The sequence below is a fragment of the Nocardia anaemiae NBRC 100462 genome (assembly GCF_001612725.1).
Classification (GTDB): domain Bacteria; phylum Actinomycetota; class Actinomycetes; order Mycobacteriales; family Mycobacteriaceae; genus Nocardia; species Nocardia anaemiae.
On record NZ_BDAZ01000025.1, the window covers coordinates 1 to 23,286 of the forward strand.

The 23,286-nt window shown below is 65.7% G+C and carries 20 protein-coding genes; 7 read left to right on the forward strand and 13 right to left on the reverse strand.

The annotated features are described in order from the left end of the window. Positions 1–345: 345 nt before the first annotated feature. From tyrS to NA5_RS41640, 6 genes are all read right to left on the reverse strand, one after another. Entirely contained in the window at positions 346–1,635 is a 1,290-nt protein-coding gene (gene tyrS, locus NA5_RS16245; protein WP_062986661.1) for a tyrosine--tRNA ligase, read from the reverse strand. A gap of 222 nt (positions 1,636–1,857) precedes the next feature. After that, the gene (locus NA5_RS16250; RefSeq protein WP_063813427.1) at positions 1,858–2,295 is read right to left on the reverse strand and encodes a DoxX family protein; all 438 of its coding nucleotides are present in this window, start codon (positions 2,293–2,295) and stop codon (positions 1,858–1,860) included. Positions 2,296–2,401: 106 nt separating this feature from the next. Next, complete coding sequence (locus NA5_RS16255) at positions 2,402–3,013, reverse strand: DNA-3-methyladenine glycosylase (RefSeq protein WP_062986663.1); 612 nt, start codon at positions 3,011–3,013, stop codon at positions 2,402–2,404. Between the two features lie 22 nt (positions 3,014–3,035). Next, positions 3,036–4,184, reverse strand: a complete 1,149-nt coding sequence (locus NA5_RS16260) for a low temperature requirement protein A (protein ID WP_062987175.1) — start codon at positions 4,182–4,184, stop codon at positions 3,036–3,038. Between the two features lie 44 nt (positions 4,185–4,228). Further along, positions 4,229–5,119 carry an RNA polymerase sigma-70 factor gene (locus NA5_RS16265; protein ID WP_062986666.1) on the reverse strand — a complete coding sequence of 297 codons (891 nt, stop codon included), beginning with the start codon at positions 5,117–5,119 and terminating at the stop codon, positions 4,229–4,231. 186 nt (positions 5,120–5,305) lie between these two features. Further along, positions 5,306–5,563: a hypothetical protein gene (locus tag NA5_RS41640; protein WP_174555236.1), complete on the reverse strand. Its 258-nt coding sequence runs from the start codon at positions 5,561–5,563 to the stop codon at positions 5,306–5,308. A gap of 118 nt (positions 5,564–5,681) precedes the next feature. Here NA5_RS41640 and NA5_RS16275 point away from each other — a divergent pair, with 118 nt between their 5' ends. The 4 genes from NA5_RS16275 to NA5_RS16290 all read left to right on the forward strand — a co-directional run bounded on the left by NA5_RS16275 (position 5,682) and on the right by NA5_RS16290 (position 9,440). Further along, a complete protein-coding gene (locus NA5_RS16275; protein ID WP_062986670.1) occupies positions 5,682–7,199 on the forward strand; it encodes a multicopper oxidase family protein in 1,518 nt (505 codons plus the stop codon). Positions 7,200–7,276: 77 nt separating this feature from the next. Continuing rightward, on the forward strand, positions 7,277–8,008 hold the full coding sequence (locus tag NA5_RS16280) for an ABC transporter ATP-binding protein (protein ID WP_062986672.1): 732 nt from the start codon (positions 7,277–7,279) through the stop codon (positions 8,006–8,008). Continuing rightward, positions 8,005–8,796 carry an ABC transporter permease gene (locus NA5_RS16285; protein WP_062986674.1) on the forward strand — a complete coding sequence of 264 codons (792 nt, stop codon included), beginning with the start codon at positions 8,005–8,007 and terminating at the stop codon, positions 8,794–8,796. The genes NA5_RS16280 and NA5_RS16285 overlap by 4 nt, the downstream gene beginning before the upstream one ends. Beyond that, complete coding sequence (locus NA5_RS16290) at positions 8,793–9,440, forward strand: TetR/AcrR family transcriptional regulator (RefSeq protein ID WP_245672258.1); 648 nt, start codon at positions 8,793–8,795, stop codon at positions 9,438–9,440. The genes NA5_RS16285 and NA5_RS16290 overlap by 4 nt, the downstream gene beginning before the upstream one ends. 35 nt (positions 9,441–9,475) lie before the next feature. Here the strand turns inward: NA5_RS16290 and NA5_RS16295 are convergent, their stop codons facing one another. From NA5_RS16295 to NA5_RS16310, 4 genes are all read right to left on the reverse strand, one after another. Further along, positions 9,476–9,709 (reverse strand): Trm112 family protein, encoded by a 234-nt coding sequence (locus tag NA5_RS16295; RefSeq protein WP_040689305.1) that lies wholly within the window; start codon positions 9,707–9,709, stop codon positions 9,476–9,478. A 21-nt stretch (positions 9,710–9,730) separates the two neighbouring features. Then, complete coding sequence (locus tag NA5_RS16300) at positions 9,731–10,240, reverse strand: GtrA family protein (RefSeq protein ID WP_062986676.1); 510 nt, start codon at positions 10,238–10,240, stop codon at positions 9,731–9,733. Then, positions 10,237–12,480 (reverse strand): hypothetical protein, encoded by a 2,244-nt coding sequence (locus NA5_RS16305; protein WP_371856429.1) that lies wholly within the window; start codon positions 12,478–12,480, stop codon positions 10,237–10,239. Before NA5_RS16305 ends, NA5_RS16300 begins: the two co-directional genes overlap by 4 nt. 67 nt (positions 12,481–12,547) lie before the next feature. After that, positions 12,548–14,752, reverse strand: a complete 2,205-nt coding sequence (locus tag NA5_RS16310) for a hypothetical protein (RefSeq protein ID WP_062987181.1) — start codon at positions 14,750–14,752, stop codon at positions 12,548–12,550. A gap of 258 nt (positions 14,753–15,010) precedes the next feature. On the opposite strand from NA5_RS16310, the gene NA5_RS16315 reads away from it, so the two are divergent. Continuing rightward, positions 15,011–16,111, forward strand: a complete 1,101-nt coding sequence (locus NA5_RS16315; RefSeq protein ID WP_084484183.1) for a glycosyltransferase family 2 protein — start codon at positions 15,011–15,013, stop codon at positions 16,109–16,111. Continuing rightward, entirely contained in the window at positions 16,101–17,240 is a 1,140-nt protein-coding gene (rffA, locus tag NA5_RS16320; RefSeq protein ID WP_062986678.1) for a dTDP-4-amino-4,6-dideoxygalactose transaminase, read from the forward strand. Before NA5_RS16315 ends, rffA begins: the two co-directional genes overlap by 11 nt. A gap of 7 nt (positions 17,241–17,247) precedes the next feature. On the opposite strand, the gene NA5_RS16325 is transcribed toward rffA, so the two are convergent. The 3 genes from NA5_RS16325 to NA5_RS16335 all read right to left on the reverse strand — a co-directional run bounded on the left by NA5_RS16325 (position 17,248) and on the right by NA5_RS16335 (position 21,314). Beyond that, positions 17,248–17,847, reverse strand: coding sequence for a class I SAM-dependent methyltransferase (locus tag NA5_RS16325; protein ID WP_157110448.1), 600 nt, complete (start codon positions 17,845–17,847; stop codon positions 17,248–17,250). A gap of 132 nt (positions 17,848–17,979) precedes the next feature. Continuing rightward, a complete protein-coding gene (locus tag NA5_RS16330) occupies positions 17,980–18,279 on the reverse strand; it encodes a hypothetical protein (protein WP_062986680.1) in 300 nt (99 codons plus the stop codon). A gap of 83 nt (positions 18,280–18,362) precedes the next feature. Beyond that, positions 18,363–21,314 (reverse strand): acyl-CoA synthetase, encoded by a 2,952-nt coding sequence (locus tag NA5_RS16335; RefSeq protein ID WP_084484184.1) that lies wholly within the window; start codon positions 21,312–21,314, stop codon positions 18,363–18,365. 550 nt (positions 21,315–21,864) lie between these two features. On the opposite strand from NA5_RS16335, the gene NA5_RS16340 reads away from it, so the two are divergent. Then, complete coding sequence (locus tag NA5_RS16340) at positions 21,865–23,271, forward strand: family 2B encapsulin nanocompartment shell protein (protein WP_062986682.1); 1,407 nt, start codon at positions 21,865–21,867, stop codon at positions 23,269–23,271. Positions 23,272–23,286: the final 15 nt, after the last annotated feature.

The following is a 23,286-nucleotide window of genomic DNA, read 5'->3' on the forward strand; positions in this document are numbered from 1 at the left end:
ACGCACACAAGGTGACCCCAGATTCTCTCCGGGGGTCTTCTTGAGGCAACTGTCCTAGCCTAGCCAACCGCCCGCGCAGAGTCAAGTCCGCTCGTCCGATCCGGCAATGCTGATCGCCAGGCGCTCCTCGTCCTACCTCGTTTCCCAGGCCGCTGTGCTCAACGTTTCCGCTGCGCTTTGGGCTCCGGGTCGGTGTCCGTGTCGCTCTGACTCGGACAAAGTTACGCGGCGGGGAACGCGGAGTCAAATCCGCACTACACGCATGTCATTTCGCAGGTCAGAGGCCGTCTGAGAGCCCGAAAAACGGGCTGAGGCCACCTGAATGTGACCCGAGCCACGTGATCTTCATGCGCCTGCCCGCAGTACGCCAGCGAAGTTCCGCTTGCCGCGGCGCAGCACCAGCCACCGTCCGTGCAGGTAGTCGGCGTCGGCGGGCGTCCATTCCAGATCCGAGATCCGCTCATTGTTCACCGACGCTCCGCCTTCGTTCACCGCCCGACGGGCGGCGCCACGGCTCTCCGACAGTCCGGAGGCGACCAGCAGGTCGACGATCGTGCTCGGTTCACCCGCCCCGACTTCAGCGACCGTGCCGTCGACCGCGGCTTCGCGCAGGGCCGCCGACAGCGTCGGCTCATCGAGTTCACGCAGATCCGCGCGGCCGAATAGGGCCTGACTCGCCAACTGCACGGCACGGGTATTCGCCTCGCCGTGCACCAGATTCGTCATTTCCTCGGCCAGCTTGCGCTGGGCCTCCCGCGCGTGCGGACGCTCGGCCGTGGCCAGCTCCAGCTCGGCCACCTCCTCGCGGGACAGGAAGGTGAACCAGCGCAGGTACCGCACAACATCGGCATCGGCGGTATTCACGAAGTACTGGTACCAGGCGTACGGGCTGGTCATTTCCGGATCGAGCCACAGGCTGCCGCCGCCCGTCGACTTGCCGAACTTCTTGCCGTCGGCCGAGGTAACCAGCGGCACGGTCAACGCGTGCACCGATGCACCGTCGACGCGCCGGTTCAGCTCGACGCCCGCGATGATGTTGCCCCACTGGTCCGAACCGCCGACCTGCAATGTGCAGCCGTAGTTGCGGCGCAGCTGCAGGTAGTCGTTGGCCTGCAGCAACATGTAGCTGAATTCGGTGTAGGAGATGCCCTCGCCGTCCAGGCGGCGCTTGATGGTGTCGCGGGCCAGCATGACATTGACCGAGAAGTGCTTGCCGATATCGCGCAGGAAGTCAACGGTCGACAGCTGACCGGTCCAATCCATGTTGTTGGCGATGATCGCGCCGGTGGGTGAGTCGTCGAGGGAGACGAAGCGCTCGAGCTGCGAGCGGATCCGGCCCGCCCATTCCGCGACGGTATCGGTCGAATTCATGGTGCGCTCGCCAACGTCGCGCGGGTCGCCGATGAGGCCGGTGGCTCCACCGGCCAGCACGATCGGGCGATGGCCCGCGCGCTGGAACCGCTTCAGCGCCAACAGCGGCACCAGATGTCCGGCGTGCAGGCTGGCCGCGGTGGGATCGAAACCGGCATAGAGGGTCAGCGGCCCAGCGGCTACCGCCGCGCGCAGGGCGTCCAGGTCGGTGGACTGCGCGATCAGTCCGCGCCAGGTCAGTTCATCGATGATGTCGCCGCTCACGTTTCCGCCTCGCTGGCGCTCGGCTTCAGCGTGCGCGATGCGCGCTGGCACATGGTTCGCTCACTTCGTTCGCTCACGCTGCCCTATCTTTCCGCACCGGTCCCGGCGACCGGCATGCCCCTCAGTGTCGCCGTGAGCCGCCACGCACGGCGAACCATTTTCGGTAAACGCGACGACGATCGGCAGACCGCGGTCTGCCGATCGTGTGCGTTGTTCAGATGTTCAGCGGGCCAGCAGCTCCCGCACCGCGATGATGCTGTCGCGACGCTGCCAGGCGATCCAGACGAACACCACGCCGAGTACCAGCGGGAAGGGCGCCAGCGCGGCCGCGCCGAGCAGGAACACCTGGGTCAGGGCGGCGCAGACCATGGTGATGGTCAGGCCGACGGCCGCGGGGCCGGTCAGGCGGGGCACCAGCAGGCCGATGCCGCCTGCGAGTTCGACGAGGCCGGTGAAGTAGCGGAACCACTGGCCCCAACCGATCGTGTCGAAGGATTCGACCGCCGCATGCGCACCGAGCAGCTTCGGGGCGGCGGAGACGATGATGAAGAACAACGCGAGCAGGATCTGCACGGTCCAGAGCGCGACATTCATCTTCTTGCCGGGACGCTGGGCAACGGCGGTGGTGGTGATCGGGGCGACGGGGGCGATGGCGGTCATCTGTCTTTCCTTCTGGTCGGTCGCGCCGGGTGGAGCGCGTCAACAGATAGGACGGACACCGCGGCGAAAACTCATCGCCGACCCCGAAAATTCTTGTGACCTGGCGTCATACCGCTTCGATCGGAGCGCGCGGGCTGCGCCGGTAGACCGAGACCGCCGGTGAAGCGAGCCAGAATCGCCACGGCACATCCGCCGCACTGCTGACCCCGACGCGCGGTCCATTGGAAATCTCGGCGGGGTCGATCGCACCGTTCAGCTCCAACCGGATCGGCGACGCCGGGTCGAAGAGCGGAGTTCCGTAGTCGCTCAGCGTGATTCCGAGCGCGCTGCCGAGATTCCCTGGGCCCCTTGCCAAATCGGCGTCGCTACGGGCCGCGGGTCGTCGCGACCTGGCCGCCTCCACCCCGGCGATCACCTCGCCGGACCGGATGAGTACCGCACTGGCCGTGCCATCTGGGCCGCTGGTCACGTTCACGCACATGTGCATGCCGTAGCTGAGGTAGACGTACAGCACTCCGGCGGGCCCGAACATCACCGCATTGCGCTTGGTCCGCCCGCGTCCGGAATGGGATGCCGGATCCGGCCATGGTCCGGCCGGATCGCCGCCATATGCCTCTACCTCGACGATTCGCACGCCGACCGGTCCGGACCACAGCGTCGAGCCGAGCAGTCGGCGAGCCGCGGCGGGGGGTTCGACCGCGAGTTCCTCATTACGCACGACTCTCCATTGTTCCCGAAAGTCAGACGTAGCGGCTGTGCTGGCCCGAGCGCAGCGTGACGAGATCATCGATGATCACCGCGGCATAGCCGACCGCGACCAGCACCGCGAGCTGTGCCCAGGCGAACCACGCGATACCGATCGGGATGGTCGCGGCCACCGCGGCGGCGGCGAGCAGTCGCGACCACGGGCGCGGCAGACCGAGGGCGAGCCGGAAACAGAATTGGCCGAAAAAGTACAGCGCGACACCGCCGGAGAGCGCGGAGGCGGCGGCGATGGAAGCGGGTTCATTGCCGTGCGCGATGGTCATATTGATGCCCGCCGCGGTGACGGTGATGCCGATCAGCAGCGGGTAGAGCGCGTAGCCATAGGCGAGCACCGCGGGACGTGAGCGTTCCCGAGCCGGGACCGCGGCGAGTGCGTGCTCACCGCGCTCGTCATCGATGCCGAAATAGGCCCACCACAGCACATAGGCCAGGCAGAGTCCGAGCGCGACGGTGGCGGTCAGCGGCACAGTGAGCTTCTCCCCCGCCAGACCAAGTCCGATCGCGACGACCGATTCACCGATGGCGACGATGATCACCAGCCCGTTGCGCTCGCAGAAGTGGCTGGCCCGCACCACGAAATCACGGGTATCGACCAGGTACGGGCTCAGTATCTGCACCGCGAATGCCAGGCCCCAGCACAGGTATTGCCACCAGCCGTTGACGAATCCGCCCGCGAGCACGAGCCCAGCCGCGAGGGCGTTCAGGGGCGCGATGCGTTTGATCGCTTGGCTGGCCGAGGTACCGCCACTGACCCAGAACAGCCCGGTGTGCACCGTGTTGACCAGGACGTACCCGAGACCGAAGGCGAGACCGGTGCCGTGGAACGCGTCCGGGATCGCCAGCGCGAGCACGAAGAAGCCGAACATGCCGATCAGCAGCAGCGTGCGGCGCTGCGGATTGCTCGGCGCCACTTCGTTGGTGAGCCAGACGTAGCCGCTGTACATCCACCAGATCACCCCGAACAGCACCACTACCTGGGCCAGCGCCTCCCAGCCCGGATGGTGGGTGAAGACGTGGGTGAGCTGGGTGATGGTGAAGACGAAGACGAGATCGAAGAACAGCTCCAGAGTGGAAACCCGAACCTGACCTCCGTCCACGTTTGTTTCGGTGGTCTGGCTGGTCACGGCAGGATCGTAGAGCAACACGCGGGGGCGGGCCCGCCGAGTGGTCACCCGATGACGTCGGTTCCCATGTAAAGCCCCCTGAGCTTGCTCGGGTTCACCTGGAAGCGCAGGTTGTGGATGTGGCCATCGATGATGTCGTAGGTGAACGCCGCCACCGGGTTTCCGTCGATGCGTGCCAGCGCACCGAGTTCGCCATTGATATGCGCGGGTTCGAGGACGAGGCCCGCGACCGACGGCTTGGCGAGTACGCCGAGGACCCAGCGCGCCACATGATCCGGCCCGTACAGCGGCCGCCGGGCCGCGGTGACCACGCCGCCGCCATCGGACCACGACGTGACATCGGGCGCGAGCAGATTCATCAGGGCGTTGAGATCGCCACCGGCGCAGGCGGCCATGAACTGCTCGGTGATGTGGGTGCGCTCGGCCTTATCGGTATCGAAGCGCGGGCGGCGCGACTGCACATGTGAGCGAGCCCGGTGCGCGATCTGTCGGACGGTGGCCTCGGGCTTGTCGAGGGTGTCGGCGATTTCGGCGTGGCTGTAGCCGAAGACCTCGCGCAGCAGGAAGACCGCGCGCTCCACCGGATTCAAGGTCTCCAGGACAACCAGCATCGCGGTGGAGACGGTGTCGGCCAACTCGGTCTCCTCGGCGATATTCGGTGAAGTCAACAAGGGCTCGGGAAGCCAAGGGCCGACGTAGGTTTCGCGTTTGGCTCTGGCGGAGGTGAGCCGATTCAATGACAGGTTGGTGACCGTGCGCACCAGATACGACTTGGGATGCTGGACTGTCGACTGATCGGTCTCATTCCACTTCAGCCAGGTGTCCTGCAGGATGTCCTCGGCATCGGTGACGGTGCCCAGCATCCGGTAGGCGGTGGAAAACAGCAGCCGCCGGTGCTCGATAAACGGATCCTGCGTGGACGTTGCGTCGACCATCGGGCTCGTCCGCCTCTCCGGATATTCAGGCCATACAAGTGAGGTGCGCGTGAGCCACGTTCACGTCCTGCGTGAAGTGCGCAGTCGGGCGTACACGGCGAGCTACCCATGTACTTCCGACACATCGGCGCAAGACAATCTACCGCCGCCGATGGTGTTTCCCGGCGAGCGGTAGATTTTGTGCCTTCATGCGGGCCGATGCGTGGCCTTGCCGCCTTTGGACAGCTGGACCGAGACGGTCATCTTCTTGCCGAGCTTGTAGCTCGGCACCGGGCTGCTGCTGACGCTCTCCTTGTACGACACGGCGGCGCGTCCGGTCAGGTAGAAACCGGCCCGGGGTGTCGTCGGCCAAATCCTGCCCGCCGCGGTCTGGTGCATGCGCGGCCGTTCGGTGAAGCGGGCGGAGGGGTTGACGATGCTGGTTGGTGAGGACCATCGGACCAAAGCACCGCCACCGGACGTGACAGCCGCGCTATTGGGCGTCGGACACACATCGGATCAGGGGCGAAATGGGGACGCTCCCGGATGTGGTCAGGGGTCGTTGATCCATAACGTCAGCGGCATGTCTTCGGTTTCCCGTCCGCGCCGGTTGCGGCGGTTTCTCCTGGTTCTCGCGACGGTCACGACGGTGGTGCTGCTCTCGGTCGGCGGCTGCGTCACGTGGGTGTACAGCGGTGCGTCCGTATCCACCGTCGGCAGTGGCGAATTCGACAATGAGCTTGTGATTCCGCCGCTGGCGCAGTCGCGGTTGCGAGCCGATGGCACGCGCGTCTTCGAGCTCGAAATGCGTTCGGGGCAAACGGAATTCCGTGCCGGGCAGGCGACCACGACGTGGGGGTTCAACGGGAATTATCTCGGCCCGACGCTGCGGGCGCGGCGCGGTGAGAAGGTGGAAGTCGAAGTTCGGAACAATCTTTCGGAACAGTCGAGTGTGCACTGGCACGGGATGCATTTGCCCGCGGCGATGGATGGCGGTCCGCACCAGGTGGTGCAGGCCGGTAGCACCTGGACACCGCATTGGACCGTGGACCAGCCCGCCGCCACGCTCTGGTACCACCCGCATCCGCACGGCGCGACCGAACAGCACGTCCGGCGTGGACTCGCGGGACTGTTTCTCCTCGATGATGAAGTGTCCGAGGGACTTTCGCTGCCGAACAACTATGGCGTCGACGATCTGCCGGTCATCGTCCAGGATGTGAAATTCCGTGGCAATCAGCTCGATTCGTCGCACCGCATATTTCGCGACATCGGGTTCCTCGGCGACCGGACCATAGTGAACGGAACCCTGACGCCGTATCGGAATGTCGGTGATGAGCTCGTGCGATTGCGGCTGCTCAATGCTTCGACGGCGCGGGTCTACACCTTCGGCTTCGCCGATGACCGCCGCTTCTCGCTGGTCGGCACCGACGGCGGGCTGCTGGAGCGTCCGGCCGTACTCGATCGGGTGCGATTGTCGCCGGGCGAACGCGCCGAAATCGTGGTTCGCGTGCGCCCCGGCGAGCGGACGATGCTGCGCAGCACGAAACTCGATGCGGGACTGGACTTCTGGACGCAGCGATTCGCGGGCGGTGACGACAGCTTCGACATCCTCGAACTGCGCGCGGCACCGACATTGCGGCCATCGCCGGAATTGCCTGCGGCACTGGCACATCCGTCCACACCGGACGGCTCGGATTCGGTGCGCGAACGTGATTTCGAATTGAATCTGAGTGGTATCAACGGCAGTCCGATGGCAATGGACCGAATAGATCTGACGGTCACTCGCGGCACGGCCGAAACCTGGGTGGTGCACAACAACGATGGCATGCCGCACAACTTCCACATTCACGATGTGCAGTTCCGCGTGCTCGAACTGAACGGCGCACCGCCGCCAGACGCACTGACCGGGCCGAAGGACACCATCTTCCTGCCGCCGAATGCCACCGCGAAGCTCGCCATGCGGTTCGACGGACCCGCCGATCCGAATTCGCCGTACATGTACCACTGCCACCTGCTCTGGCATGAGGACCAGGGCATGATGGGCCAGTTTGTCGTGGTCGAGCCCGGTCAGTCGGCCGGTACACCGGCACATCATCACTGACGGGTCTTGCCCGAGGAGCCAGAGCGCGCTAAATTCATCACACAGTGAATTCAACACTCGATGAATTGAGGCGTCCCATGACGGACCTGCACTCATCCCACGCCGTCGAGGTGCGCAACCTCACCGTGCGCCGCGGCGGCCGCGAAGTCCTACACAACATCTCGCTGACCATCCCGCGCGGTTCCATTACCGGACTGCTCGGACCGTCGGGATGCGGTAAGACCACGCTCATGCGCAGCATCGTCGGCACCCAGATCGTGGCGTCCGGCGAGATCTCCGCGCTCGGATTGCCCGCGGGCTCAGCGGAACTACGGCACCGGATCGGCTATGTGACCCAGGCGCCGAGCATCTACTCCGATATCAGCGTGCGCGAGAACGTCGCCTACTACGCCGCGCTCTACGGCCGCGATCGCGATGACACCGACGAGGCCATCGGTGCGGTCGGCCTGCTGGATCACGCCCATCAGCGCGGCGACGAACTCTCCGGCGGTCAGAAGACCCGCGCCTCGCTCGCCTGCGCCCTGGTCGCACAGCCGGAGATGCTGATCCTGGACGAGCCCACGGTCGGACTGGATCCGGTACTGCGTGTCGATCTGTGGAAGAAATTCCACGAATTGGCCGCGAACGGAACGACCTTGCTGGTCTCCAGCCATGTGATGGACGAGGCCGAACACTGCGACGAACTGCTGCTGATGCGCGAGGGCGACCTGCTCGCCGAGCTCAGCCCGGACGAACTGCGCACCGAGACCGGTGAGCAGAACCTCGAACAAGCCTTCCTCACCCTGATCACGATGGGACGTGCGGCATGACCACCACCCTCGTACCGCGCCACCGGACGCCGACGCTGCGCCCCTATGCCGCGACAACCGGACGCATCCTGCGTCAGCTGCGCAACGACCACCGCACTGTCGCCATGATTCTCGTGGTTCCCGCAGTGCTGATGGCGCTGCTCTATTTCATCTACAAGGACACTCCGACCAACCCGTTCAACCCGGTGCCGATCTTCGACCGTGTCGGCATCAGCATGCTCGGCATCCTGCCGTTCATCGTGATGTTCCTGATCACCGCGATCGCCATGCAGCGCGAACGCACCTCGGGCACCCTGGAGCGGCTGCTGACCACCCCGCTGTCCAAGCTCGACCTGCTGGCCGGATACGGCACCGCCTTCTCGGTGGCCGCGGCGGCGCAGGCGGCGGTGGCCTGTCTGGTCTCTTTCGGGCTGCTCGGGCTGGATTCGGCGGGCAGTCCGGCCTGGGTGGTGGTGATCGCCATGATCGATGCGGTCTGCGGCGTCGCACTCGGGCTATTGGCAAGTGCCTTCGCGCGCACCGAATTCCAGGCCGTGCAGTTCATGCCGGTGGTGGTCGCACCGCAGATCTTCCTGTGCGGCTTACTTGTTCCGCGCGGGCAGTTGCCCGGTTGGTTGGAGGTGATCAGCAATGTGATGCCGTTGAGCTATGCGGTCGATGCGCTGCAACAGGTTTCGACCCATCCGGATGTCACCGGTGAGATGCTGCGTGACCTGGCGGTGGTCGCCGGATTCGCGATTGTCGCGCTCTGCCTCGGCGCGGCCACGCTACGACGGCGGACCGCGTGACAGCCGAAGAGATCGCACCGGACCCGACGGCCAACGGTGACCGGGGCACTCGCTCCGGTCGTCGGCCTGGTCGGTCGGGCGCGCGCGAGGACATCCTCGCGGCCGCCCGCGCCCGCTTCGCCGAAATCGGTTTCGACAAGACCTCGATCCGTGCCGTCGCGGCCGACGCCGGGGTCGATCCCGCGCTGGTCCACCACTATTTCGGGACCAAACAGCAACTCTTCGCCGCGGTGGTCGAGTTGCCGATCGACCCGGAGGCCACGCTGCGCCTGATCGAGGCCGCGCCGCTGGATCGGCTCGGCGAAACCATTCTCGGCTCGGTGGTCGCGGTATGGGATTCCCCCGCTGGTCCCGGGATAGTCGCGGCCGTGCGCAGCATTCTCGCTGGCGGCGATACCGCGCTGGCCAGGACATTTGTCCTCGATGTCGTCCTGGAACGGGTGCGGATGCGGATCGCGAAACCCGAGGATGACGGTCGTGCGCGGGTCGCGCTGGTGGGAACACAGATGATCGGCGTGCTGGTCGCGCGCAAGATCCTGGAGATAGAACCGCTGGCCTCGATGCCGAGTCCCGAATTGGTCGCGGCCGTGGCCCCCACGCTGCAGCGCTATCTCACCGGTGAAATCGACACTCCCGCATCATGATTAGCGCTATCGTGCGCCATCGAGCGGATAGCTGCTCAGGCGTCGGCGTGCTGGCTGGTGAACGCGGCGTGCTCGGCGTCGGTGACATCGCGGGCCTCATCGATCAGCAGCACAGGAATGCCGTTCTCGATCGGATAGGCGCGGCGCAGGCGGGGGTTGTAGAGGGCGGTGGCGCCCTTGTCGTCGCGGACCAACAGCAGCGGACCCTTGTCCTGCGGGCAGGCGAGCAGGCTCAACAGGGTGGCGTCCAAGGCGGTTTCCTCCGGCATATTCGATAACTTACCCGGCGCCTAGGTTCGCTCCGCACCCGAACCCGCGGATGGCGATTCGGGCACCGGCGCCCGGTGGAACGAGATGTAGCGATGCCCGAAGAAGCTGGCGACGGCGACCAGACCCATCACCACCACCGCGGACGGTCTACTCGGCAGATGCAGCACCGAGACGGCCAGCGACAGCAGTGCGATATTCATCAGCAGCCCCCCGGAATTGACCGCCACGAAGCGAACGAAATCGCGCAGCATATGTCCGCGCACCCGGAAGACCAGCGTGCGGTGCAGCACGAACGCGATGACGATGCTGACGGCATAGGCCGCGACGACCGCGACCGCGGGCGGCACATTACTACCGAGCACCGATAGCCACAGCACCGTCAGCCCCATACCGAGCGCGGTATTGAACGCACCGACCATCGCGAAGGCGATCTCCTGCCGACGCACCAACCGCAGCAGCAGACCCGGATCCTCGGCACCGGTCGCACCCGCGTGATCCGCCGCGAAATCGGCCTGCTGGTCAGCTGTCAACGAGCGGCTCCCGCCAGATCGGGTTCCGAGACCGTCGCGGTCACCGGCGGTTCGGACCGGTCCACGTCCACGTCACGCTCGCGACCGCGCACGAACATCCATTGCAATGCGCCGATTCCGAGCAGCCCGAGCAGGATCGCGACGCCGCCGATCTTCCACCCCGGCGGCCGCCAGGTCAGCACCAGATCGCCGTTCTCGGTACCAGCCGGAATATCCACGGCGACAAAGGTTTTCGCGACCACATCGAATGGGATCGCGCGGCCGTTCAGCGTCACCTGATAGCCCGGCCAGCCCAGCCGCGCGAAGACCACGCGGCCCCCACGGTCCGAACTCACGCGGACTCGGCTGGTCAGCTCCGATTCCGACACCGATGTCGCGGTGCCGCCGGAAACCGCAGAGACCCTGCCGTTCTGCGCGGACAGCAGCCCACCCACTCGCTCGAGCACCGCGATGTACTGCTCGTGGCCCGGGTAGTCGACCCACTGCCAGCCGGGCGGTGCGGGTTGATTGCGCGCATCGGGGTACAGCGCCTTCTGCAGCACTACCCGATCCACCTTCATCAGGTCGACGATCGTTCGACCGGTAGTGGGCTCCGTCGCGAAGGCCCGCCGGAAAGCGTCGGGACAGACGCTGGTGTCCCAGCGCATGCACAGCATTTCACCGAACCAGAAGTGCCCGTTGGGCGTATAACCGCTGACGTAGGTCTTCTCCAGATCCTTGGCGTAATTACCGAAGACCAGCGATCCGTACGCGCCACGCAACGAACGATCCTCCGGCCGGATGAGTCCGCGATCGGCCAATTGCAGTGTGGTGCCAGGAAATTTGGGGAAGGCGGCGCGCATCTCGGACCGCAGCTCGGGCAGGTTCCAGCTCATCGGTGTCGGCTGTGCCGCGTACACCTGTAGGAAGGCGATCGGGAACACCGAGACGATTGTCAACGCGCAGGCCGCGGCCATGCTCTTCTTCATCCCGAGCCATACGACAGCCGCGCCGAGTACGGCGATGCCGACCGCCGCCACCACATGCCAGACGACCTCGCGCGGCGCCGCCGAGAACGACCGCACCCACAGCAGCCCGATCAGCACACCCGCGGCGATACCGCGACCACGCCAATTGTCGAAGGTCGCGAAGCGCCCGAGCAGCACGCACACCAACACCAACAATCCCAGCGCCAGCATCGGCAACACCCGCGCTGGCCAGCGCAGCGGCCCGATGGTGCCCGGTCCCGCCGTCCACATCAGCGCCATCAACGCGACCAGCGCGATCGCGCTGAACTCCCGCCAGGACGCACGCGCCTTGCGCCAGTCGATGAAGGCCAGCGCCGGAATCAGGAACCAGGCGATATAGACGACCGGCATCGGCTGCACATAACCCCACCAGGAGTTGTACGCGGGCAGCGAGCTGGGCAAGCTGGCATTGAGCGATTCCGACCACGGCACGGTCAGGAACTGGTCGTTATTGATCTGAGCCGTACCGCGCCAGGTCACCTTGGCCGACAGCATGCTCGGCAGGTAGGTGGCCAATCCTGCCACCGCGGCGCACCCCGCGACCGCGAGCAGTCGCAGCGACGGCTGCCATTTGCGTTGGAAGACAACCTCACCCACGGCCACCGCGCCGATCATCAGCCCGGCCTCGACCGCGGGGAAAATGTATTGCACCGAGATGGCCAGGTACAGGAAAACGAAGGTGGGGATCGGCCCGCCCCGCCCCCGTGCGTAGCGAACGCCGGATGCCCAGGCGTGCACCAGCCACGCGGTACCGGTGAAGGCGGTGTACCAACTGGCCTCGTCGAAGAACAGTAGCCAACCGGTGAACGGAATCGACACGCCCGCAACGGCGGCCCACGGCAGCCGCGCCCCATATTCCAGGCAGACGCGGTACACACCGGTCCCGAGGATGACCGCGAAAATCAGCTTGACCACGGTGGTGTAGAGCGCGATGTTGTCGATCGAGGGCGCGATCAGATCGATCAACAGCTGCGGCGGATTCAGCAGGCCCGCCTCCTCGATGGCGTAGTTACCCGCCATCCAGTGCTCGGGGACCAGCACCGGGAACCGTCCATCGCGCAGAGACCGGCCGAGCATCACCCACAGCGGGCCGTACTGCGACTCGCTGTCATCGGTGTAGAAGTGCCTGGCATTGGCCAGCAGGACGGCACCGTATCCGGCGATCACACCGAGCGCGGTTATGAATCCCCACTTGTACACGTCCCGCCGGGCGGGGGCGCTACTTTCCACCACGAGTTCCAGACCCTACAGGGCGCACTGGTCGAGGGACACCTCCGATCGGGCCTGCGCGGATCGACCGCTATGAGACCGCGTCCGCCAGTTCACGATCCGGCTCGCCGGGGCTCGGGTCCGCCGCTGGCGGCTCCGGGTTCCGACGCCGCGATCGCACCCACAGCCACTGCAGCACCCCGATGGCCGCAATACCGACCGCGGTGGTGCCGATGCCGATCTTCCAACCCGGCGGCCGCCAGGTCAGCACCAGTTCGGCGTTCTGCGTGCCAGCGGGTACGTCGACGGCGACAAAGGACTTGGCCACGGTGGTGATCGGGATCTGCTTACCGTTCAGGGTCACCCGATAGCCCGGCCAGCCGAGGCGCGCGAATACCACCTTGCCGCCACCGGCGGAGGACACCCGCACCCGGCTGGTGGTATCGGTCTCCGAAATCGATGTCGCTGTCACATTTTTCGCATCCGCGACCCGGCCGTTCACCGCCGAGATCGGACCGTCGACGCGTTCCAGTACCGAGATGTAGCGCTCATGGCCGGGATAGTCGACCCACTTCCAGCCCTCCGGTGCCGCCTGGCCGCGCGCGTCGGGGAACAGGGCGCGCTGCAATACCACCCGGTCCAGCTTCATCAGATCGACAAGGGGACGCCCGGTGGTCGGCTCCGGGGCGAACATCCGCCGGTAGGCATCCGGGCAGACGCTGCTGTCCCAGCGCATGCACAGCAGTTCGCCGAAATAGAAGTGACCGGTCGGGGTGTACCCGTTGACATAGGTCAACTCGAGCGATTTGGCGTAGTTGCCGAAGACCAAGGATCCATAGGCGCCGTCGAGGCTCATATCACCGCGCTGCAGCAGCCCACGCTCGCCGAGTTGGATCGTGGTCCCGGGAAAGTCCGGGAACGCGGCCTTCGCTTCGGACCTGTTGGTCGGCAGATGCCATGTCATCGGTGTCGGCTGGGCCGCATTGACCTGATAGAACGCGATCGGGACCATCGCAACGATGGTCAGCACACCCGCAGCGGCCAGACTCCGATTACGTCCGAGCCATACCACCCCGGCGGCGAGCGCGCCGATCGCGGCGGCCGCCAGCACATGCCGGATCACATTGTGTGGATCCGCGGAGAAGGACCGCACCCACAGCAGCCCGACCAGCAGCCCGGCGGCGATGCCGCGACTCTTCAGATCACGGACGGTGGCGTAGCGCCCGAGCAACACGCAGACCAGCACGAGCAGGCCGAGTGCGAGCATCGGCAGCACCCGCACGGGCCAGCGCAGCGGACCGATCGAACCCGGTCCGGCACTCCACATCAGCATGATGATCGCGAACAGCGCGACCCCGCTGAGTTCGCGCCAGGATTCGCGGGCGCGCCGCCAGTCGATGAAGGCCAACGCCGGAATCAGGAACCAGGCGATGTAGGTGACCGGCATCGGCTGGATATAGCCCCACCATGAGGTGAACGCAGGCAACGTGCTCGGCAGACTGGCATTCAGCGATTCCGACCACGGCACCGTCAGGAACTGGTCGTTATTGATCTCCATGGTGCCGCGCCAGGTCACCTTCGCCGAGAGCATGCTCGGCAGAAAGGTCAGCAATCCGGCCAGACCGGCACCGGTCGCGGCGACGGTCAACCGCGCCACCGGCTGCCATGTTCGTTGGTAGACGAGCTCGCCCACCGCGACGGCGAGCAGCATCAGCGCCGCCTCTACAGCCGGGAAGATGTACTGCGTGGAGATGGCCAGGTAGAGGTAGATGAAGACCGGAATCGGCCCACCCAGGCCGCGGGTGTATCGCACCGACGACGCCCAGGCATGGACCAGCCACGCGGTACCGGTGAGCGCGGTCATCCAGCTGGCTTCGTCGAAGAACAGGAAGAAACCCGACAGCGGGAAGGCGACACCCGCGACCGCGGACCACACCGGCCGCGCGCCGTACACCAGGCAGATCCGGTAGACACCGAGCGCAGCGATGATCGCGAAAATCAGCTTGACGACGGTCGCGTACACCGCCATGTTGTCGACCGACGGCGCGATCAGGTCGATCAGCAGCTGCGGCGGGTTGAACAGGCCCGCATCATCCATCGTGTTGTTGCCCGACATCCAGCGCTCGGGCACCAGCACCGGGAAGGTGCCGTCACGTAGCGCGTGTCCCAATCCCACCCACAATCCGGTGTACTGGGATTCGGTGTCGTCGGTGTAGAAGTGCCTGGCATTGGCCAGCAGGACCGCCAGGTATCCCGCGATGACGCCGAGTGTGCAGACACCACCCCACCGGTACACCTCCCGACGCGAATCGGGGTCCCTGTCGCGGGCGTCGGGTCCTGCGTCTTTCGCCTCCGTCACTGCACCAACCGTCACGAGTTCCAAACCCTACAGCGCACGGTCGAGCTTGGCACCGAACCACGGACACCACCATGATGGTGCGATGATCTGCTCGGGAATGCCGCATGCGTACCGTGTTAAAGTTCACGGCGGCTCGGGCTCCGCTGTCCAGCGGAGAGTACCGGCACGCACCGTCATCGAAAGTTGATCCAGCTGATGCCGATTCCCACCGCCCATTCCAACCGCGCGCCCGCGGGGGCGACCAACGGACGCTCCGCTCGACCGGGAGCCGACCAGCCGCACGCGGTATCGGTCGTGGTCCCGATCTATCGGGGCGAAGAAACCATCGGTGGCCTGGTCGAAGAACTGCACCGGCTGACCGGTCCGACCGAAACCCCGGGCGGCGTCGCGTTCACGGTCGACGAGATCATCCTGGTACACGACCATGGGCCCGACCGCTCCGATGTGGTGCTGCAGGAATTGGAGCAGACCTATCCGGAGGTCCGCATCGTCTGGCTCAGCCGCAACTTCGGACAGGACGCCGCAACCATCGCCGGAATGTCGGCCGCCCAGGGCGACTGGATCGTCACCATGGACGAGGACGGCCAGCACGATCCCGCCTTCATCGGCGCATTCCTGGACGCGGCCCTGGCCGAGCGCGCCGATCTGGTCTATTCGAAGCCGACCAACACCCGCCCGCACGGATTCCTGCGCAACATCACCTCGCGCGGCGCGAAGGTGGTGCTCGCGACGATCTTCGCCTTCCCGGACTCCACCCGGTTCGAAAGCTACCGGCTCATCCGCGGCGATATCGGCCGCCAGCTCGCCGAGGTCGCCTCCAATGGCGCCTATCTCGACGTCGCGCTGACCTGGGTTGTCGGCACCGTCGCGCAGGTGCCGGTGACTTTGCGCGCCGAGGGCCGCGAGGAATCCGGCTACAACTACCGCCGCCTGTTCTCGCTGTTCTGGAAGATGGTGCTGTGCAGCGGTACCCGGGGCCTGCGGCTGGTCAGCCTGCTCGGGGTCACGCTCGCGCTGGCCGGTGGCGTGATGGCCGCGTTCGTCATATACGAGGCGCTCACCACCGATAATTGGGCGCCCGAGGGCTGGGCCTCGATGATCGTTGTGCTGCTGCTATGTTCGGGAACGATCTTGTTCTCGCTGGGACTCATCGCCGAATACCTCGGTGTGGCTTTGCATATCCTCGTCGGCAAGCCGCTGTATCTGACCGTAGGGTCGCCGACACCGCGCCCGGCCGAGAATCGAGAAATGACCACGACCACCGCCAGCAGGGGGAACGACCGGGTTGAGCACTGATCGCGTCATCTTCAGCCGCCCGTTCCGGGCCCGCCGGGAACTGGCCAATCTGGAGGCCGTTCTCGCCTCCGACCACAGTCACGGCGACGGGCGGTTCACCGCCTCGGCCACGGCGAAGCTGAAGGCCATCACCGAGGCGCCGCACGCGCTGCTGACCACCTCGTGCACCTCCGCACTGGAGATGGCGGGTCTGCTGCTCGAGCTCGGCCCCGACGATGAGGTGATCGTGCCGAGTTTCGCATTCACCTCGACCGCGACGGCGATGGCACTGCGCGGCGCAACCTGCGTCTTCGCCGATATCGACTCGGAAACGGGCAACCTGGATCCCGAATCGGTCGCCGCGGTGATCACCGAGCGAACCAAGGCCGTTGTCGTCATCCACTACGGCGGGGTGGCCGCCGATATGGCCGGGTTGCTCGCACTCGGTGACGCGCACGGCATCGCCATCGTGGAGGACAACGCGCACGGCCTCGGCGGCCGATGGCGCGATCGCCCACTCGGCACCCTCGGCACCCTCGGGACTCTCAGCTTCCACGACACCAAGAACGTGCACTGCGGCGAGGGCGGTGCGCTGCTGCTCACCGACGAGATCCTGATGTCACGCGCCGAGATCATCCGCGAGAAGGGCACCGACCGGGCCCGCTTCCTGCGCGGCGCGGTGGACAAGTACTCCTGGCAGGATATCGGCTCCAGCTATCTGCCCAGCGAGCTCAACGCGGCGGTGCTGGACGCGCAGCTGGACGAATTCGAGACGATACAGACCGGGCGGCACCGGGTTTGGGACGCATACGCCGCCGCGCTGCCGGACTGGGCAGCCCGCAACGATGTCCGGCTCATGGCGGTGCCCGAGGACCGGACACATACCGCGCATCTGTACTACTTGCGCACACCGACCGAGCGACAGCGCGACGATCTGATCGCACATCTGGCCGCACGCGGCATTTCCGCACCGTTTCATTACGTTCCGCTGGATTCCAGCCCGGCCGGACTCAAACTGGGCCGTACCCCGCGGCCCTGTGTGCGCACCGCCGAATTCTCGGGAACCGTTGTGCGCCTGCCACTTTGGCCCGACCTCACGGACGAGCAGATCGCCAGGGTCATCGACGCTGTCACCGCGTACACCGTCTAGGCGCCCCTCACGGGCTCAGCACGAACAGTTTCTCCCTGCCACCGGCGATCAGCGACCGCTGTACCACCCGCGGTTCGTAACCGCGGAAGAACGCGTCCAGGCTCGCCTCGCCGAACCGACGCGCCTGTGCGCCGTCGCCCGCATCGGTGAACCGCTGTCCGATCGCGGCGAGCAACCGGTTGTCGCTGGTGGCCAGGTTGCGAATCGGCTCCGCGACGATCACCTGTTTTCTCGCCGCCGCCAGCATCCGATCGATGACCGGAGCGGGCTCGGGCAGAAAGTGGTACAGGCTCGCCTGCATGATGACGTAGTCAGCCTCGGGCAGCGGCATATCGGAACGCAGGTTCCACACCGCACCGTGTCCGCCCGCCCGGGCCAGTCTGGCGATGAATCGACCGTTGAGGTCGAGTCCGGTGTAGTCGATGCATCGGTTGCGCAGATAGCGGGTGTACAGCGTCGCGGGCCCACAGCACACGTCGACCACGCTGGCGCCATCCGGTACGAGCTCGGCGATCGCGCGGAACCGAGCCGGGTAGTGCCGACCGTACAGCCCACGCATCAACAGCTCGTAGATGGTTCCGTTGCGGTAGATAAGGCTCGGCCTCACATCACCCCTGAACAGTTGTCGACCCGGCAACTATGCCATCCCGGATGCACCGGCAGCCCGCCCGGGCCGCACCCTCTCGGTAATGAATCAACCGGCTCGCCAACACGATCCGGCGCGCCAAGCGTACCCCGCCTATCGCTGCCCCTCGTGGCGGGCAGCTTCCTCGCGGATCTCGCGGAGTCTGGTCGCCGCATCCTTCGTCGGGCGGGTCGGGAGCGCGGGTGCTGTGGTGTTCGGCAGCTGTGGGGCTTGGACTTTGGCGTCGGTGGCTTTGCCGCGACTGCCGACATACAGCCGATATACGCCATAACCGGCCAACAGCAGGATCGCCAACGGCACCAGGGACAGCACCAGACTCTTCACGAACCCGATCACCATCAGCGCGCCGAGCAGCGCCAATATGCCGACGCCCAGTTTGACCTTCCACGACATCTCGAAACCTCCGTTGTCGCCGCGGACCTGGCATCCACGCTACCCCGCCGTTCCGGCCGCAACCGGAACGACGGGGCGCGGATTCATTCAGCGCCGAAGATGGTTCCTGCCTCGTCCGCGGTGAGGATTTCATAGGCGTCGGATTCCCGGTTGTACCACCAGGTATCGGGCCCAGGCTCGGGACGGCCCGCGGCCTGCACGGCCCGCGTCGACGGGCGGTAGGAGGAGCTGCGCGGGATCTCGTCGACGACGTAGACGATGTCGGGGCGCTGGTTCGGATCGAGTGCGCGGACCGCCTCGGTCACATCCTTGGGTTCGAGCCGGAAACCCTGGCGGACGCTGACCGCCGCCACCGCGAGCGCATGTTCGCCGACGGGCAGTCCGTAGGCGACCTCCATATCGACCGCGGTGATGTCGTTGAGCACGTCGACGATGGGCTGGGTGAAGACCGGGCCGCGTTCGGTGTGGATCACCGTGTCGGTGCGATCGACCAGCCAGTAGTCGCCGTCGCTGTCGCGGCGGAACAGATTTTCGGTCGGCATCCACGCATCGCCCGCGGTGAACACCCCGCGGAGCCCGCCGTCGGAGAGGTCGATGCCCTCGGTCGCCTTACCGATCAGCAGACCGACTTCGTTGTCCGCGCACCTGCGCACGAAACCGGACCCATCGGTCTGAATCCGCTCGGTGACCGGGTCATAGGCGACCAACTCCACCTTGGCGGTGCCGGGCACGGGGCGCCCCTTGCAGCCCGCCTTCACACCGGTCACATTGGCCAGCACCACATCGCCTTCGATGGAGGCGTAGAACTCCAGCACCCGGGCGGGGGCGAACTGTTCGGTGGTGCGTCGCCACAGGCCCGCGGGCATGCCCGAGCCGATGAACAGGCGGATCGGATGCTGATGCCCGGCCGGGAAGACTTCGGCGTCGAGGATGTCGCGCAGCATGGTCCAGGTGTAGGTGACCACCGTGACGCCGTAGCGGTGCACCTCCTCGCCGAACCGCGCCGGATCCAGCGACCTGGCCAGTGCGATCCGGCTGCCGCCCGCGATCGCACCGCCGAGACTCACCAGCAAACCGGACGAATGATGCAGCGGCGCAAGGCAATAGACGGTGTCCTTGCGATCCAGATCGGCCGAGGTCGCGGTGCCGAAGGCGGACAGCGCCCAGCGGTGGTTGGTGATGTATTTGGTCTCCAGGCGGTCGCCGGTGCCGGTGACGAGCACGAATGCCAACTCCCGAGCCAGACCCGGATCCGGGCGGTACCAGGCGGGCAGCTGCACCCGCGTGGGATCGATCTGTTCCAGATCGGTCACGTCCGCGCCTGACGGAATGTCGAGAGTGCGCGCGCTACCGCCGCCGAGGACCAGCACGGGGGTACCGGTAGCCGCTGCCGCTCGCAGATTCTCCGGATCCGAGATCAGGATCTTGATCCCGGTGAGTTCGATGGCGCGCTCCAACTCGCTACCGGGGGCGAGCAATACCGATACCGCGCCGAGGCGAGAGAGCGCGGCCACGCTGGCCAGCGCGCTCGGCCTGGTCTCCATCACCACACCGACGCGCATGGCAGGGCGGATGCCCACGGAGATGAGCCCGCGCACGACGTTATCGATGCGCGCGTTGACCGCCGCGTTGGTGTGCACGCGATCGTCGAACAGGAACAGATCGCGCAGCGGCGCTCGCCGACCCTGCTCGGCCACCAAGCGGCCCAGCGAGATACGGGTATGCGGCTGGATCATGCCGAGCCGGGTCAACCGCGGCAACGCGCGTGCCGCCTCACCGGCGAGTTCGATCGAACCGCGCACGGTATTGCCGGCAATGCCCTCCAGCGCCTTGCCGACGCCCGCGCCCGCCTCGGCCAGGGTGGCCGCGGTGTGCACGACCCGGGTCGCCGCCGAATTCGGACGGTTGCTCGCGACATGTTCGGCCATCGGCTTGATCTCCGGCGGCAGCGGCTGATCGCCGTCCATCCAATCGACCCACTGACGCACCAACGGCCAGGTGTGTCTGGTCGCCATGCTGCCTGCGACGAGGCCGAAATGCCCTGCGACCAAACTGGCTTCGTATACCTCGGCATTGGGTGCGGCCCGGACGATGCCGCGCACCGCGGCGGGCTGGCCGATATCGTCGACCTCGCCGACGAAGGCCAGGATCGGGCACTTCAGCTCGGCCAGCGAAATCGGCTGGTCCCGGATCACGAAGCCACCGAGCATCATTCGGTTGTGCGCGACGAACTGCTTGAGCAGGTCCGCCGCGGCCGGACCGGCGTAGCCGACCCAACCGTCGTTATTGAGGAACCGACGCTGACGTTCCTTCGGCAGCAATGCTTCCCGATCGTGCAGCTGGCGCAGGAAGTCGATGCGCGATTTGGCGGTCTTCACCGGATCGAGCATCTGGAAGCCGAGCCGGACCATCGAATCGGTGATCGGCAGCCGGGTCACCACATGGTCGGCCAGGAACTCCGCGACATCGGAGACCATGCCGTAGGGCAGTCCGAACGGCATACCCGCGACCACATCCACCGGGCTGCCGAAGGTCACGATGCTCGCCACGCCCTTGCCGAAGCGGTAGGCGGTGGTCTGATAGGCGAACATGCCGCCCTGCGAGTACCCCATCAGGTGCACATTGCTGCCGGTCGCGTCGCAGACCGTATCGATCGCGCTGTTGACCGCGAGGACGTGATCGGCCAGATCCCGTTCCCAGCCGCCCTCCTCACTGGCGGGCGAACCGAAATCGACCACCCAGCAGTCGATTCCGCCGCGGTGCAGAATGCCGACCGCGCCGTCATCGGCGTTCACATCCCAGATGTCGGCATTGACCATCAGCGGAGGTACCAGGACCGCGACCGGGCGACCCGGCGTCGGATCGTCGGGGAAGTAATGGCGCAGCCGATACATTCTGCGCCGTTCGACGATCTCGAACGGCGACGACTCGACATCGTGGGTCAATCCGCCGAAGCGGATGACCTCGAGGCCGTTCTGGGCCGTTGCCATCAACCGCTGCACCGACCCGACCACACTTTCCACATTCAACTTCACGATCGCTCCTGGCCCTACCCTGCAAAGTGACCCACATCACACACCCCGATGTGCTCAGACGAGCTTCCCACACCGTGTATCCATTATGGGGCGGCTGTGACGGGTTCCATGCCAGGTCGGGGCCGATGATGCGGGATGTTCGCGGCGGCGGTGCGCAAAAGATACCGACCGTACAGCCTTGCTCGGTCCGCGCCGATTCGTGCCAGGTCGTTATCGGCAGTTATCCACATCGAGGTCATGTCGTAACCATCCGAAAAACATACCAGCATTCTCGTGGCTTCATCTTCGAGATTCGTGTGCGCACAGCATCTTTCGCGGTTTAGGATCGAGGCCGTTCGGAACGCAATGTCGCGTAAGCCAATTCGCACGGGAGAGTCGGTTACCGTTCGCATGTCTCGGTCCTGCCACTTCTCCCGGCAACCATGCCGCCATACCCAGCAGGCCTGCCGCCTGTCGAATTGTTGTGCACCACCGCAGATTTCGAAAAGCCATCAACCACAAGTACAGCACAATCGACCGTCTCGGTGACCATCTCAGGTGAGGACCACGCATGACCATCGAAATGCCAGTCCAAGCAGAAACCAACGGGCGCAAGAGCCTCAGCACCGGTGCCGCCCATCAGCTCGCGCACACCACCAAGTCCGAGCCGCAGATGCAGGGCATCACCTCGCGCTGGCTCACTCGCATGCTGCCGTGGACGCAGGTCAACGGCGGTATCTATCGAGTCAACCGACGCCTGACGCACACCGTGGGCAACGGTGAGGTCGAGTTCATCATCGACGGCTCGCAAGCCAGAGTGATCCCGATGGAACTCACCGAACTTCCGCAATTGCGGGACTTCGACGACGAAGAGGTGTTGAGCGCACTCGCCCAGCGTTTCGAGCAGCGCGATCTCGAACCCGGTACGGTGGTCGCCGAATTCGGCAATCCGATGAATCAGGTCATGCTGATCGTGCACGGCAAGCTCAGCAAGATCGGCACCGGGGAATTCGGCGAGCAAACCAAGCTGGGCATGCTCGGCGGCGGTGATTTCTTCGGCGATGAAACCCTCATCGATGGTTCCGGTATTTGGCCGGTGACCGTCAAAACCGTCACCCGGACCACCATGCTGGTACTGCCCCGGCAAACGCTCGAAGAAATGCTCGAGTCGACCCCGGCGCTGCGCGAGCAATTGTCCCGTGTCGCCGCCGCACCGGCGCGCCCGCAAAACCACAAGGGCGAAGCGAATATCGAGATCTCCTCGGGCCACTTCGGTGAACCGTTGCTGACAGGTACCTTCGTCGACCTCGACGCCGCCCCGCGCGAGTACGAGCTGAGCCTCGCGCAGAGCGTGCTGCGGGTGCACACCCGCGTCGCCGATCTGTTCAACGATCCGATGAACCAGATCGAACAGCAGCTCAGACTCACCATCGAGGCGCTCTACGAGCGGCGCGAGAGCGATCTGGTCAATAATCCCGATTTCGGGTTGCTGCACAATTGCGACCTGAAACAGCGCATCTACAGCGAGTCCGGGGCACCGACACCGGACGATATGGATGAACTGCTGAGTATGCGGCGCAGCACGAAACTGTTTCTGGCACATCCGAAGGCGATCGCCGCTTTCGGTCGTGAATGTAGTAAGCGCGGCCTGTATCCGGATCCGGTCGAGGTGGACGGACACCGCGTGTTCGCCTGGCGCGGCGTCCCGATCTACCCGTGCAGCAAGATCCCGGTCAGCGATACCCAGACCACCTCGATTCTGGCCATGCGCACCGGCGAGAAGGATCAGGGCGTCATCGGCCTGCACCAGACCGGAATCCCGGACGAATACGAGCCGAGTCTGAACGTCCGCTTCAAGGGCATCGACGACCAATCGATCATCTCCTACCTGGTCAGCTGCTACTACTCGGCGGCCGTGCTGGTGCCGGACGCGCTGGGCGTGCTCGACAACGTCTTGGTCGCCCGGCAGGCGGACTGACCGGGGTGATGACCG